Source organism: Enterobacter sp. T1-1 (genome assembly GCF_000710795.1).
Lineage (GTDB): Bacteria > Pseudomonadota > Gammaproteobacteria > Enterobacterales > Enterobacteriaceae > Enterobacter > Enterobacter cloacae.
On record NZ_JALW01000024.1, the window covers coordinates 1 to 14,200 of the forward strand.

Sequence of the window (14,200 nt, forward strand, 5' to 3'; positions counted from 1 at the left end):
CGTCGCTGTAAGTCATTCATTTTTCTGAAACAACATTCATCGCTTCCGGTAAAAAATTACTGGGGATGCCTCAGCCCTAAGGGAGAGGGAGAAAACCGCGATGAGGGGGCTATTGGTTCCCCGCCCAGACGACCATGACTTTATCGCCATCATGTTCACGTACGAATCCATACCCCTCTTTCAGCGAAAGCGTGGTTTGCTTGCCTTCACCTATCGCCGGATGGCGGGCGCGGAACTGACCCAGCGTTTGCCAGTGGGCGACGGTTAACGCCTGTTTGCCCGTCACATCCTGCCAGTTCATATCCGAGCGTGTTCCCTGCAGAGGGTCGGAACCCGTCGGCCCGAACGGACGCTCTGATTCATCCCCATAATAGATTTGTACGCTGCCTGGCGCTAACAGCAGCAGTTCTGCCGCGCGCTGGCCCCCTTCGCGGAACAGGCGGGTGTCATGCGAGGAGAGATAGCTCAGGACGTTAAAGCTTTGCAGTTTTTCCGCCATCTGCTGCCAGGTCAGATCGATATCGGCCAGGCAGTTCACCGCTTTTGCCGCCTGCTCCTGATAATCGAAGTTAATCATCGCATCGAAGCCGTGGCGGTAATAATCGCTCTGCATGACCCCGTGGCCCCAGGATTCACCCGCCATCCAGAACGGCGCATTGTCGAGTTTTTTGTCCGGGTGAGCACCTTTCCAGGCCGCCAGCGCCTGGCTTGCCTGGTCCTTCAACTGCTGCCAGGCCGCCAGCTCCACGTGTTTTGCCGTATCAACACGGAAACCGTCAATGCCATACTCGCGTACCCACTGGCTGAGCCAGTGGGTCAGGTAATCGCGCGGGGTGTATCCCGGGATAGCTTTTGCCTGGGTATCGGGCTTGTGCTGATAGAAGTTTGGCAAACCGGACGGCGTGGTGGATTCCGTTTTCAGGTCGGGTAAAAACGCCAGTGACATGGTCAGGTCGTCAAAGCCCGGGTTGTCGTAATCGCCAATATCGGTGCGGATCCATTTTTTACCCCACCATTTTTCCCATGCGGCTTTATCGCTGAAGTTGATGTAATCATTAAAGCTGTGCCAGCTTTGTCCCGTGCCCGGCTTCCAGTCGGTCCAGCGTTCACCCAGCGTTTTCTTCAGCTCATCACCCTGCAGATAGAGTGCGCCAAACTGGTACTCCTGCATGTCGGCAAGCGTTGCGTAGCCCACATGGTTCATGACGATATCGAACAGAATGCGGATGCCGCGCTTGTGCGCTTCATCGACGAGATGACGTAAATCATCTTCGGTGCCCATGTTGGCATCAAGCCTGGTCCAGTCCTGCGTGTAGTAGCCATGGTAGGCATAGTGGGGGAAATCCCCTTTAGTGCCACCGCCGACCCAGCCGTGGATCTGCTCAAGCGGGGAGCTTATCCAGAGCGCGTTTACCCCCAGTTGCTGCAGATAATCAAGCTTGCTCGCAAGCCCTTTCAGATCGCCGCCGTGGAAAGTGCCAATCTCCTGCATGCCGTCTTTGTGGCGGCCATAGCTATTGTCATTCGTGGGGTCACCATTCACGAAGCGGTCGGTCAGCACGAAATAGACCGTAGCGTTTTGCCAGCTAAACGGCGCGGGTTTGTCGGTTTCGGCGCGCTCAAGCAGCAGCATGCCGTTGCTGTTGGCGGCAGGCTGAAGGGTAATTTTTCCCTGCTGCACCGTCGCGGTTTGTTTGCTGTAGAAATCTCGCACCACGGAGCCTTCCGGGAAGGTGTTTCCCACCTCCAGCGTCAGGGGTTTTCCATCCCATTTTGGGCACTGGCGGATAACGTCTGCCACCGGTTGTTCTGCTGCGCTCTTGATGGTCAGCATCAGGGTTGGCGTGCCGGAACGGGTATCGACACGCATCTGGTACTCTCCGTCGCGGAACAGACGCCACTGCGGCGGCGTGCCGTCACACAGTTTGAGCGACAGCATCTCGTTGAGTTTTATCGCTTCTGTTGGCTGCCAGCACGTGTTGTCAAAACTCACTGTCAAAGGACGCGTACCCTTCGCAAGCTTTGCCTGGCTGGTGAACATTCCGGTGCCTTCGGCGCTGAACGCGTTAAATCCCGGCGATGACCAGTCAGCGTGTGCCAGTGCGGGTAACATCAGAAAAGCTACGGCGGTGCGTTTCATTCCATCTTCCTGTCGCGGCATTTTTGACCAGTGTGCCATCAGGTGAGGCGTAAAAACTCATCCCCCGGCGCTTTCTACAAGGATGACGCGAGAGGATGAGTGATCCTGCGCAAAATTAGGCAGTTATCTGCGAGATCGCACACAAATTTTCAGAATTGATGCTTAAGTGAGCACGTTTCAGGTGACATAGTTTCGGAATTGGACTATTTCTATACGTGCTCTTGAAGTCTATTTTTGATATGATTTGAGATTCCGCTCTCAAATTTGTGAAAAAAATAAGGTGTTGGAATGTTTATATCCGACCAGGAGACCTAATGATATCGACTCCCATTCGACGATATGGGGCCGCGATACTCATGTTACTCACCACGACATTTTCGGGTGGGGTGCTTGCAAAGACGCACACGGATACAACGAGTAAGAAAGCCCACGTAATAAAGACGACAAGCAGTAAGGTTAGCAGTAAACAAGAGTATTCTCGCAATAGTGCAAAGAGTAGTTCACTTCCTGATTTGCGAAAATACCCTTCCGGAACACCAAGGAAAAAAGCGTTTCTCCGGACAGTAATGCCTTACATCACAAGTCAAAACGCCGCGATTACGGCAGATCGTAACTGGTTGATCGCCAAACAGTACGATAGCCGCTGGACGCCGTCTGAGCGCGCGCGCCTGAAAGATATCGCAAAGCGCTACAAGGTAAGCTGGAACGGTAACACCCGTCGTGTGCCGTGGAACTCGCTCCTTGAGCGTGTCGACATCATCCCGGGCAGCATGGTTGCGACAATGGCTGCAGCCGAAAGTGGCTGGGGCACCTCGAAGCTGGCGCGCAACAACAACAACCTCTTCGGCATGAAGTGCGTGAAGGGGCGTTGTAAAAATGCGCCGGGCAAGGTGAAGGGGTACTCGCAGTTTGAATCGGTGAAAGACTCAGTAAATGCCTATGTGATAAATCTGAACACCCATCCGGCCTACTCGTCGTTCCGTAAGTCACGCGCACAGCTGCGTAAAGCGGATCAGGAAGTGACGGCCAGTACGATGATCCACAAGCTGAAAGGTTATTCCACCCAGGGTCAGCGCTATAACAACTATCTGTTTGCGATGTACCAGGATAACCAGCGACTTATCGCCGCCCATATGTAATCCCAATAACGCCTTCCACTGGAAGGCGTTTTCTTTTCTACATCATGACTTCGCTGTGGCGTTCCCGATACTCTTTCGGCGTGTTGTCATACTCTTTACGGAACACCGAATAAAAATACTGCAGCGACGGATAGCCGCACATCTGCGAGATTTCGTTGATCGACAGCGACGTGGAGATGAGCAAACTGCGCGCTTTCTCCAGCTTCTCTGCGTGAATGACCGCATGAATGGTTTCGCCCACTTCCTCTTTAAAACGCTTCTCCAGATTTGAACGGGAAATACCCACGGAATCCAGCACCTGATCGACCTTGATACCTTTGCAGGCGTGGTTGCGGATAAAGTGCATCGCCTGAATGACTGCCGGGTCGTTTAAGGAGCGGTAATCCGTTGAGCGACGTTCTACCACGCGGACCGGGGGAACCAGCAGGCGCTGAAGCGGCAGGGATTCGTTATCCAGCAGACGATGCAGTAATTTTGCGGCCTGATACCCCATCTGTCGGGTGCCCTGCGCCACTGAGGAAAGGGCCACGCGAGAAAGGTAGCGGGTAAGCTCTTCGTTATCGATGCCAATCACGCACAGCTTCTCCGGCACCGGAATGTGCAAATGTTCGCAGACCTGCAATACATGGCGCGCACGGGCGTCCGTCACGGCAATAATGCCGGTTTGCGGCGGCAGCGTCTGCAGCCAGTCAGCCAGACGGTTTTGCGCGTGCTGCCAGTTTTCCGGCGCGGTTTCCAGCCCCTGATAGACCACGCCGCGGTACTTCTCCTGGGCGACAAGCTGACAAAAGGCGTGTTCGCGCTCAACGGCCCAGCGCTTGCCGCTGGAGGCTGGTAAACCATAGAACGCAAAGCGATGGACGCCTTTCTCCTTTAAATGCAGAAACGCGCTTTCAACCAGCGCATGGTTATCGGTGGCGATATAGTGGACGGGAGGATAGTGCTCGGGCGAATGGTAAGAGCCGCCGACGCCCACAATCGGGACGTCGACGTCAGTCAGTAATTGCTCAATGACCGGGTCGTCATAGTCAGCGATGACGCCATCGCCCAGCCAGTCTTTGATGTTCTCGAGTCGGGTGCGGAAATCCTCTTCGATAAAGATATCCCACTCAGATTGCGACGCCTGCAAATATTCACCAACGCCCTCTACCACCTGTCGGTCGTAAGCTTTGTTGGCATTGAATAACAACGTAATGCGGTGACGCTTTTCAAACATGGCTCGCTTCCCAAATAAGTCACAATACGGTTATCAGGTACGCCGCTTGGTGGCAGAGTCCATCCAGACTGCCAGCAAAAGAATGGCCCCCTTGACGATATACTGCCAAAACGTCGGGACGTCCATCATACTCATCCCGTTATCCAACGAAGCCATGATAAATGCCCCCATCACCGCGCCCGCCACGCTGCCGACACCGCCTGCGAGGCTGGTACCGCCAATGACGCAGGCGGCGATAGCATCCAGCTCGGCAATGTTCCCGGCAGACGGCGAACCCGCCCCGAGACGCGAGCTGAGGATCAACCCTGCGATAGCAACCATCAGGCCGTTAATGGCAAAGACCGCCAGTTTGGTGCGCTCTACGTTAATGCCCGACAGACGGGCGGCCTCAAGGTTACCGCCGATGGCGTAAATACGGCGGCCAAACGCGGTACGCGTGGCCATAAACATGCCGCCCAGCAGCAGGAGGGCCAGCAGGAGAACTGGCGTAGGCACGCCGCGATAGTCATTCAGGAGCCAAATCGCGCCGAGCACGATCACCGCAGTCAGTGCCTGACGTCCCACCACGGATGTTGATGGGGAGGAGGCCAGCCCCAGCGACTGACGGCGCATACGGCCACGCCATTGCCAGGCCACGAACGCCAGCAGCCCGACCACGCCGATGGTAAAGCCCACGCTGTCCGAGAGGTAGCTCTGACCAATCTGCGACATGGCGGCGCTGGTGGGAGAGACGGTGGTGCCGTTGGTGATGCCAATCAATACGCCGCGGAAGGCCAGCATTCCTGCCAGAGTAACAATGAACGACGGGACCTTCCGGTAGGCAACCCACCAGCCGTTCCAGGCACCCAGCACCAGACCTAATACCAGCGTCACCGCCACGGTCAGCGGCAGCGGCCAGCCGAGCCAGACGTCAAAAATGGCCGCGACGCCGCCGAGCAGGCCCATCATCGACCCCACCGACAGGTCGATTTCCGCCGAAATAATGACGAAGACCATGCCCACGGCCAGAATGCCGGTGATGGCAGTCTGGCGCAGCAGGTTAGAGACGTTACGCGCGCTCAGGTAGGAGCCATCGGTCATCCAGGTAAAAAACAGCATGATGGCGATAATGGCCGCGATCATCACGAATACCTGAAGGTTCAGCGCTTTTAACCCCGCGAATGCGCCGGGCGTCTGAACAGCGACTTTGATATCAGACGGATTGCTTTTCGACATGACGTTCGCTCCTTAAAGCGGCTTCCATCACCTGCTCCTGCGTCAGGTTCTGGTTAATCAGATTGGCTTTCAGTTTGCCCTCGTGCATGACCAGCACACGGTCGCTCAGGCCGAGCACTTCGGGTAATTCAGAGGAGATGACAATGACGGCGATCCCTTGCTGTACAAGCTGATTAATCAGTTTGTAGATTTCGTACTTCGCACCGATATCAATGCCGCGCGTCGGCTCATCCAGGATCAAGATGCGTGGATTGAGGAGCAGACAGCGCGCCAGAATGGCTTTTTGCTGGTTGCCTCCGCTCAGGCGTCCAATGGCCAGTTCCGGTGAGGATGTTTTCACTTTGAGGCGGGCGAGAGATTGCAAAATGCACTGCTGCTCTGCGGCATCATCAAGGCTGCTCAGCGCGCCGGAGAACTGATCGAGTGCCGCGAGCGTGATGTTTTTACCCACCGCCATTACCGGCACGATGCCGTCTTTTTTGCGGTCTTCCGGCACCATGGCAATTCCGTGGGCAATTGCCTGCTGGCAGTTGTCGATTTTCACCGGCTTGCCATCAATATAAACCGTGCCTTCCCAGCGCCCTGGCCAGACGCCGAACAGGCACTGCACGGCTTCAGTACGTCCGGCGCCGACGAGCCCGGCAACACCGAGAATTTCACCCCGGTGCAGGGAAAAGGAGATGTTGTTTACGCGTTTGATATGGCGATTTACCGGGTGCCACGCGGTCAGGTTCTCCACACGTAACACTTCATCACCCGTTGTGTGAGGCTCATTCGGGTAGAGCGCCGTCAGTTCGCGGCCCACCATCATGGTGATGATGTCATCCTCGCTCATGCCTTCGGCTTCGCGTGTGCCGATGTGTTGACCATCGCGGATCACGCAGATGGTGTCCGAAATGGCTTTGACCTCGTTGAGTTTGTGAGAAATGTAGATGCAGGCGATACCGTGATTTTGCAGATCGCGGATGATATCCAGCAGTACGGCCGTTTCCTGTTCGGTGAGAGAGGCCGTGGGTTCGTCGAGGATCAGCAGCCTGACCTGTTTGTTCAGCGCCTTAGCGATTTCAACCAGCTGTTGCTGCCCCAGACCCAGGTCTCCCACGCGGGTATCCGGCGAAATGGCCAGACTGACCTGCGCCAGCAGTTTTTCACAGCGTAGCGTCATGGTGTCGTAATCCAGCACGCCGTGGCGCGAAATTTCGGCCCCGAGGAAAATGTTCTCCAGCACGGTGAGATGCTTCACCAGCGCCAGCTCCTGGTGGATGATGGCGATACCTTTACGTTCAGTATCGCGAATGTGGGTGGCCTGAATGACCTCGCCGGCAAAGACAATTTCACCTTCGTAGCTGCCATGCGGATAGATCCCGCACAACACTTTCATCAGCGTCGACTTACCCGAACCATTTTCGCCGCAGAGCGAAACCACTTCACCAGGATTTAGCCGCAGGCTCACGTTATCGACCGCTTTCACCGCGCCAAAACGCTTGGTGATGCTCTTCATTTCAAGTAAATAAGGCATAACTGCTCCACATGACCCGAGGTAAAAACAGTACAAGTCGATGCGCCCCCGCAGGGCAGGGGCTGCGCTGGGTTACAGTTCACTCTTCTTGTGGAAACCGTCTTTGATAACGGTGGCGTCAATGTTCTCTTTATTGACTTCAATTGGCGTGAGCAGGCGTGCCGGCACATCTTTCAGACCGTTGTTCAGCGTCGCGTCGGCTTTCGGTTGTTTACCGTTCCCCAGCTCTACGGCGATCTCTGCAGCCGTGTTGGCCAGTTCAGTGATGGGCTTATACACCGTCATGGTCTGGGTGCCCGCAATGATGCGTTTTACACCGGCGAGATCCGCATCCTGGCCTGAAATGGCCACTTTCCCGGCCAGCCCCTGCGCGCTCAGCGCCTGAATGGCCCCCCCGGCGGTGGCGTCGTTGGAGGCGACGACAGCATCAATTTTGTTGTTATTCGCAGTTAGCGCGTTTTCCATAATTTTCAGCGCGTTTTCAGGCAACCAGCCGTCCGCCCACTGATCGCCAACCACTTTAATCTTGCCGCTGTCGATATACGGCTTGAGGACTTTCATCTGGCCTTCGCGGAACAGTTTAGCGTTGTTATCCACCGGTGAGCCGCCCATCAGGAAATAATTGCCCTGCGGCACTTTATCGACCAGGCTTTTTGCCTGCAGTTCACCCACTTTTTCATTGTCGAACGAAATATAATAATCAATGTCCGCATTATTAATCATGCGGTCATACGCCAGAACTTTAATCCCTTCTTGCTTCGCTTCTTTCACGACGTTACTTAATACCTGGCCGTTATAAGGGATAATGACCAGTACATCAACGCCACGGTTAATCATATTCTCAATTTGCGACATCTGCGTTTCTTCGTTGCCATTTGCAGACTGCACAAACACACTTGCGCCAAGTGATTCCGCTTTTTTAACAAAAATATCGCGATCTTTTTGCCAGCGCTCCAGACGCAGGTCGTCAATCGCCATGCCAATTTTGACCTCTTTGGCATGTCCTGCAAAGCTTGCAAGGAGGAGAGTAGTGCAGAGCGTTAGGGTCAGGTTCTTTATCTTCATAATTATTAGGCCTTTTGTAGGGGTATGTGTTGCTGAGATAAAAGAAACATTCACTGCTTAGACGCAGCAAATTTTTAACGCGGAAAGGCGGGCTGGCAATTACAGATTTTTATCTTCTCATTACGATATTTGGTTTATTTCTGAATTTATGACCGCGATCGGATTTTAAAATACGTAAGGTCTTAATTACATTTGATTATGGAATCTGCGCCGAAAAATAGTTTGCTTGCACATTATTTTGCGAGCCAGCGCACAGTTGCGCATTCTCTCAATAGCAGTGTGAAATAACGTAATTGAGCAACCCAAAATGTCTATTCACTATTACTCCTGTATCAACGACTCGCCGCATACCCTGATTATGGAGCTCAATATGCAAGCTTATTTCGACCAACTCGATCGTGTTCGTTACGAAGGCCCGAAAACGACCAATCCTTTAGCATTTCGTCACTACAACCCGGATGAGCTGGTGCTGGGTAAGCGCATGGAAGATCATCTGCGCTTTGCCGCCTGTTACTGGCATACCTTCTGCTGGAACGGCGCCGATATGTTCGGTGTGGGTTCCTTTGACCGTCCGTGGCAACAGCCGGGAGAGGCTATCGAGCTGGCGAAACGCAAAGCGGATGTGGCATTTGAATTCTTCCACAAGCTGAACGTGCCGTATTACTGCTTCCATGACGTGGATGTGTCGCCGGAAGGCGCATCGCTGAAAGAGTACCTGAACAACTTTGCGCAGATGGTGGATGTGCTGGCGGCGAAGCAGCAGCAAAGTGGCGTGAAGCTGCTGTGGGGCACGGCCAACTGCTTCACGAACCCTCGCTATGGTGCCGGGGCAGCAACTAACCCGGATCCAGAAGTGTTTAGCTGGGCGGCCACGCAGGTCGTGACCGCAATGAACGCCACGCATCAGTTGGGCGGCGAGAATTATGTTCTGTGGGGCGGCCGTGAGGGTTATGAAACCCTGCTGAATACCGATCTGCGTCAGGAGCGCGAGCAGATTGGCCGCTTCATGCAGATGGTGGTTGAGCATAAGCATAAAATCGGTTTCCGCGGCACGCTGCTGATTGAACCGAAGCCACAGGAACCAACCAAGCACCAGTACGATTACGACGTCGCGACCGTGTACGGCTTCCTGAAGCAGTTCGGCCTGGAAAAAGAGATTAAAGTTAACATTGAAGCCAACCATGCCACCCTGGCGGGTCACTCTTTCCATCACGAAATTGCGTCTGCCATTGCGCTGGGTATCTTCGGCTCGGTCGATGCTAACCGTGGTGATGCGCAGCTGGGCTGGGATACTGACCAGTTCCCGAACAGCGTGGAAGAGAATGCGCTGGTGATGTATGAAATCATCAAAGCGGGTGGTTTCACTACCGGCGGCCTGAACTTTGACGCCAAAGTGCGTCGTCAGAGCACCGATAAATACGATCTGTTCTACGGCCACATTGGCGCGATGGATACCATGGCGCTGGCGCTAAAAGTCGCTGCGCGCATGATTGAAGACGGTGAGCTGGATAAACGTGTCGCGAAGCGTTATAGCGGCTGGAACAGTGAGCTGGGCCAGCAAATTTTGAAAGGCCAGTTATCGCTTGCAGAAATCGCGAAGTACGCTGAACAACATCAGCTGGCGCCGCAGCATCAGAGCGGACACCAGGAACTGCTGGAAAATCTGGTCAATCACTATTTGTTCGACAAGTAAAAACATAGGCCCGGTAAGCGGAAGCGCCACCGGGCATTTCTGTCAAAGGAGCCACCACAATGTATATCGGGATTGATCTTGGCACATCGGGTGTGAAAGCCATCCTCTTAAGCGAGCAGGGTGACGTGTTGGCAACGCAGACTGAAAAACTGCAGGTTTCGCGTCCGCATCCGTTATGGTCGGAACAGGATCCGGAGCAGTGGTGGCAAGCGACGGATCGCGCAATCAAGGGGTTAGGTGAACAGCACAGTTTGCGTGAGGTCACCGCGCTGGGTATCGCTGGACAGATGCACGGCGCTACGCTGCTGGACAGCCAGCATCGTGTGCTGCGCCCTGCGATCCTCTGGAACGATGGCCGCTGTGCGGAAGAGTGCGCGCTCCTTGAAGAGCGAGTGCCTGCGTCCCGTGACATCACCGGCAACCTTATGATGCCCGGCTTCACCGCGCCGAAGCTTCTCTGGGTGCAACGCCATGAGCCGGAGATTTTCCGTCAGGTGGCGAAGGTCTTACTGCCAAAAGATTATCTGCGTTTTCGCATGACGGGGGATTTTGCCAGCGACATGTCCGACGCCGCTGGCACCATGTGGCTCGACGTGGCGAAACGCGACTGGAGCGAGGCGATGCTGGATGCCTGTTATCTCACCCGTGAGCATATGCCCGCACTCTTTGAAGGCAGCGAAATTACCGGCACCTTACAGTCCGCCGTTGCGGAACGCTGGAACATGCCTGCTGTGCCGGTGGTGGCTGGCGGCGGGGATAACGCGGCGGGCGCCGTGGGTGTCGGCATGGTTGATGCGGGCCAGGCCATGCTGTCTCTCGGCACCTCTGGCGTCTATTTTGCCGTCAGCGACGGATATCGCAGCAACCCGGAAAGTGCGGTGCACAGTTTTTGCCATGCGCTGCCAGGAAAATGGCATTTGATGTCGGTGATGCTCAGTGCAGCTTCTTGCCTGGACTGGGCGGCGAAGCTGACCGGGATGGCCGATGTTCCGGCATTGATTACCGCAGCACAGCAGGCGGATGAAAACGCTGGTACCGTCTGGTTTTTACCGTATCTCTCCGGTGAGCGTACGCCGCACAACAACCCGGAAGCGAAAGGGGTATTTTTTGGCTTAACCCATCAGCACGGTCCTGCGGAACTGGCGCGTGCGGTTCTGGAAGGCGTGGGCTATGCGCTGGCGGATGGAATGGACGTGGTCCATGACTGCGGCCTGAAACCAGCAAGCATCACCCTGATCGGCGGCGGCGCACGCAGCAGCTACTGGCGCCAGATGCTCTCTGATATCAGTGGATTGCAGCTGGACTATCGTACCGGGGGCGATGTGGGCCCGGCGCTTGGTGCTGCGCGGCTGGCGCAGATAGCCATGAACCCGGAAAAACCGCTTTCGCAACTGTTGCCGCAGCTCACGCTGGAACAGGCTCATCTGCCCGACGCAACTCGCCACGCGCGATATGCTGAAAGGCGCGATGTGTTCCGCAAAATTTATCAGCAGTTGCTGCCGCTGATGTCATAAGCGTGATTGTCTGTCAGAGGCACGAGGATGTCCTTTTTTGGTCTGTCCGCGTGCCTGTTTCCTCGCCAGTATGTATTTATACCCACTGGCGAGGAGCACCATCATGTCACGTATTGCATTAATCAACATCGATACCCAACAGTCTTTTCATCACCGCGATTACTGGCAGGAGCAAGATGTTCCGGCCTTTCAGCAGGCAATGCTGGGGCTGACAGAAGGCTGTCAGTCTCGCGGTATTCCCGTCGTTGATATTTTCCATGTGGATGAAAAAGGCCCTTTCTCACTGCAAAGCGGCTATGTCAAACCGATGGCCTTTTTACGTCATCAGCCGGATGTGGTTTTCCAGAAACATGTTCATAATGCCTTCACGGATACGGGCCTGGATCGCTGGCTGCGCGAGCGTGATATCAACCAGCTGATCCTATGCGGTATTCGTACTGAACAGTGCTGCGAAACCACCGCACGGGTGGCATCCGATCTGGGTTATGCTGTGACCTTTGTTAGCGAGGCAATGCTCACGTTTCCTATGACGTACAAGGGCGTAACCCTTAGCGCTGCGGAAATTCGTCATCGTACCGAAACGGTACTGTCAGGGCGATTTGCCGCGATTAAAACGGTAGCGGAGACGCTGGAGTCACTGTAATGCGCATCGACGTTTGGTTCGTTATGTTGCCCGGGGTGTTGTCATTAGACATGACTGGCCCGGCAGAAACCTTTGTCCTGGCAGGCGATGCGTTTCGTCTGCATTACATTGGTCCGCAACCTGAGGTGCAAACGTCGATTGGTTTGATGATGAGCGGTATCGCGCCATTACCGGAAAGGCTTCCGGAAGGGAGCCTGCTGGTTCTGCCTGGTGTAAGCGACTCCCGCGTTCAGTTTTCTACGCCGCAGGCGATGCAGATCCAGCACTGGATGATGCGCCTGCAGCCAGCTATTCAGCGTCAGGATATCACCGTGATGTGCGTCTGCTCAGGGGCTTTGCTGGCAGCAAAATCAGGGCTGCTGAACAACCGGCAGTGCACAACGCATCATGAGGTTATCGGCCGTTTACGCGTTGCCGCCCCCACGGCGACGATCAAAGAGAACCGGATATTCGTGCAGGATGAGAATGTCTGGACCAGCGCAGGGATCACCTCGGGTATCGACCTGGCGCTGCATATGATTAACCGTCTGTGCGGGCCAGAAAAGGCGCTGGCCGTGGCACGCGAGATGGTGGTCTGGTTCCGCCGGTCCGGGGACGATCCGCAGCTATCGCCATGGTTACGCTATCGCAATCATCTTCATCCGGCTATCCACCGTGCTCAGGATGCGCTAACCGCAGACCCGCAAAAAGCGTGGAACGTGCCGGATATTGCCGCGCTGGCGCATGTCAGCCCGCGCCATTTAACCCGTCTTTTCCAGACGCATTTGGGGATAAGCGTTCGCGATTACCTGGAACAGCTGCGTCTGGCGGTGGCGGAGCAATGGCTATTGCAGGGGCGCGGCGTGGAGCAGGCCTCACTGGCGGCAGGGTTTTCCTCCCCGCGCCAGTTTCATCGGGCCCGACAGCGCGTCGTTAACTGACGAAGCGGCGGGTGTCTAGCTTCTGTAGCAGCATCGACAGCAACAGGCTCACGACCAGTGTGGCGGAGAAAATCCAGACGATATCCAGCACTGGCCAGCTTTTGAGTTCGACGCCTCTCGTGCGTAGTGCGTGGATCACCAGCGCGTGAAAACCATAAATCCCCAGCGAGTGCCGCGAGATAAAACCCAGCACGGGAAGAGGGCGCGCGTTCAGGGTGTTTTTAACGAGCGTCAGCAGGGAAACGGCACAAATGAAGACCATCGGCCCGCAGTACAGGTACCATGTATCGGCAAAATTGCCGCGCCATTGCAGCTCATGCAGCGTCCCGCGTGAAATGATAATCACCCCGATGATAAACAACGCGCCACATAGCCAGCTGATACCCCGCTTTTGGGTATCCATCATCCCGATGGCGCGCCCCAGCATGCCGTAGAGCACGTAGTAAAACGTATCGCCATTGATGTAGAGGTTTACCGGTAGCCACTCAAAACCGTCGATTTTCTGTGAGACGGTATTCGGATTGGCGATGATTCCTATCACCACCATCAGCGCCAGAAGCATCTTTCCGCTGACGTTTTTTACCTGAATCAACGGTGATACCAGGTAGATAACGATAATGGCGAAGAAAAACCACAGGTGGTAAAACACCGGCTTTTGCAGCAGATATTTGAGTGACAGGCCGGGGCTAATGGAGGTAAACAGCGTGATGTAAATCAGCGCGACGGCGCTATAAAACCCGAGACACGCGGCGATACGAATAAAATGTCGCGGTTGTGCGCTACGCTCGCCAAAAAAGAGAAAGCCGGAAATCATAAAGAACAGCGGAACGCTGACACGCGACGCGGAGTTGAGAATATTCGCGACATCCCAGTTAACAGGGCTGATACTGTGTGCGTTCGTAACATACCAGGTCGTCGTGTGGATCATCACCACCATCAGACACGCTATTCCTCGCAGATTATCAATCCAGCTAATTTTTGACTGCATCAGTTCCTCTTTTTCCCTGTAAATAGAGTGTGACTGCTATTGTGTAAAAGTCTTTCCTTGGAAAAATCTGAGTTTTATATCGCGGACTTGTCTGGCCATCGCGAGATTCGCAGAATGCCAGACCGTAATCTATAAAAGCTTTGCTACT

Annotated in this window: 11 protein-coding genes; 5 read left to right on the plus strand and 6 right to left on the minus strand. The window is 54.8% G+C overall.

Features of this window, described 5'->3' with window-relative positions; translation table 11 throughout:
- Positions 1 to 109: 109 nt before the first annotated feature.
- A complete protein-coding gene (locus tag AK59_RS0110430) occupies positions 110 to 2,140 on the minus strand; it encodes an alpha-amylase (RefSeq protein WP_029882710.1) in 2,031 nt (676 codons plus the stop codon).
- A gap of 314 nt (positions 2,141 to 2,454) precedes the next feature.
- Here AK59_RS0110430 and AK59_RS0110435 point away from each other — a divergent pair, with 314 nt between their 5' ends.
- Positions 2,455 to 3,279, plus strand: coding sequence for a protein bax (locus AK59_RS0110435; protein WP_072007027.1), 825 nt, complete (start codon positions 2,455 to 2,457; stop codon positions 3,277 to 3,279).
- A 37-nt stretch (positions 3,280 to 3,316) separates the two neighbouring features.
- Here the strand turns inward: AK59_RS0110435 and xylR are convergent, their stop codons facing one another.
- The 4 genes from xylR to xylF form a co-directional block, all read right to left on the minus strand.
- Positions 3,317 to 4,495, minus strand: a complete 1,179-nt coding sequence (gene xylR, locus AK59_RS0110440) for a D-xylose utilization transcriptional activator XylR (RefSeq protein WP_014830205.1) — start codon at positions 4,493 to 4,495, stop codon at positions 3,317 to 3,319.
- A 33-nt stretch (positions 4,496 to 4,528) separates the two neighbouring features.
- On the minus strand, positions 4,529 to 5,710 hold the full coding sequence (xylH, locus tag AK59_RS0110445; RefSeq protein WP_020686536.1) for a xylose ABC transporter permease XylH: 1,182 nt from the start codon (positions 5,708 to 5,710) through the stop codon (positions 4,529 to 4,531).
- Positions 5,688 to 7,229, minus strand: a complete 1,542-nt coding sequence (locus AK59_RS0110450) for a xylose ABC transporter ATP-binding protein (protein WP_013094962.1) — start codon at positions 7,227 to 7,229, stop codon at positions 5,688 to 5,690. The genes xylH and AK59_RS0110450 overlap by 23 nt, the downstream gene beginning before the upstream one ends.
- A 72-nt stretch (positions 7,230 to 7,301) precedes the next feature.
- Entirely contained in the window at positions 7,302 to 8,294 is a 993-nt protein-coding gene (gene xylF, locus AK59_RS0110455; protein WP_013094963.1) for a D-xylose ABC transporter substrate-binding protein, read from the minus strand.
- 370 nt (positions 8,295 to 8,664) lie between these two features.
- Between xylF and xylA the strand changes: the two genes are divergently transcribed.
- From xylA to AK59_RS0110475, 4 genes are all read left to right on the plus strand, one after another.
- Entirely contained in the window at positions 8,665 to 9,987 is a 1,323-nt protein-coding gene (gene xylA / locus AK59_RS0110460; protein ID WP_014830210.1) for a xylose isomerase, read from the plus strand.
- Between the two features lie 59 nt (positions 9,988 to 10,046).
- Entirely contained in the window at positions 10,047 to 11,501 is a 1,455-nt protein-coding gene (xylB, locus tag AK59_RS0110465; RefSeq protein ID WP_029882712.1) for a xylulokinase, read from the plus strand.
- 103 nt (positions 11,502 to 11,604) lie between these two features.
- Positions 11,605 to 12,144, plus strand: coding sequence for an isochorismatase family protein (locus tag AK59_RS0110470; RefSeq protein ID WP_020686540.1), 540 nt, complete (start codon positions 11,605 to 11,607; stop codon positions 12,142 to 12,144).
- Positions 12,144 to 13,064 carry a GlxA family transcriptional regulator gene (locus AK59_RS0110475; RefSeq protein ID WP_029882713.1) on the plus strand — a complete coding sequence of 307 codons (921 nt, stop codon included), beginning with the start codon at positions 12,144 to 12,146 and terminating at the stop codon, positions 13,062 to 13,064. The genes AK59_RS0110470 and AK59_RS0110475 overlap by 1 nt, the downstream gene beginning before the upstream one ends.
- On the opposite strand, the gene AK59_RS0110480 is transcribed toward AK59_RS0110475, so the two are convergent.
- On the minus strand, positions 13,057 to 14,052 hold the full coding sequence (locus AK59_RS0110480; protein WP_029882714.1) for an acyltransferase: 996 nt from the start codon (positions 14,050 to 14,052) through the stop codon (positions 13,057 to 13,059). The genes AK59_RS0110475 and AK59_RS0110480 overlap by 8 nt on opposite strands.
- Positions 14,053 to 14,200 lie beyond the last annotated feature (148 nt).

What these genes read in the sequence shown, in the direction of transcription:
- AK59_RS0110430 (WP_029882710.1), bottom strand. Translation starts at nt 2,140, where the DNA reads ATGAAACGCACCGCCGTAGCTTTTCTGATGTTACCCGCACTGGCACAC.
- AK59_RS0110435 (WP_072007027.1), top strand. Translation starts at nt 2,455, where the DNA reads ATGATATCGACTCCCATTCGACGATATGGGGCCGCGATACTCATGTTA.
- xylR (WP_014830205.1), bottom strand. Translation starts at nt 4,495, where the DNA reads ATGTTTGAAAAGCGTCACCGCATTACGTTGTTATTCAATGCCAACAAA.
- xylH (WP_020686536.1), bottom strand. Translation starts at nt 5,710, where the DNA reads ATGTCGAAAAGCAATCCGTCTGATATCAAAGTCGCTGTTCAGACGCCC.
- AK59_RS0110450 (WP_013094962.1), bottom strand. Translation starts at nt 7,229, where the DNA reads ATGCCTTATTTACTTGAAATGAAGAGCATCACCAAGCGTTTTGGCGCG.
- xylF (WP_013094963.1), bottom strand. Translation starts at nt 8,294, where the DNA reads ATGAAGATAAAGAACCTGACCCTAACGCTCTGCACTACTCTCCTCCTT.
- xylA (WP_014830210.1), top strand. Translation starts at nt 8,665, where the DNA reads ATGCAAGCTTATTTCGACCAACTCGATCGTGTTCGTTACGAAGGCCCG.
- xylB (WP_029882712.1), top strand. Translation starts at nt 10,047, where the DNA reads ATGTATATCGGGATTGATCTTGGCACATCGGGTGTGAAAGCCATCCTC.
- AK59_RS0110470 (WP_020686540.1), top strand. Translation starts at nt 11,605, where the DNA reads ATGTCACGTATTGCATTAATCAACATCGATACCCAACAGTCTTTTCAT.
- AK59_RS0110475 (WP_029882713.1), top strand. Translation starts at nt 12,144, where the DNA reads ATGCGCATCGACGTTTGGTTCGTTATGTTGCCCGGGGTGTTGTCATTA.
- AK59_RS0110480 (WP_029882714.1), bottom strand. Translation starts at nt 14,052, where the DNA reads ATGCAGTCAAAAATTAGCTGGATTGATAATCTGCGAGGAATAGCGTGT.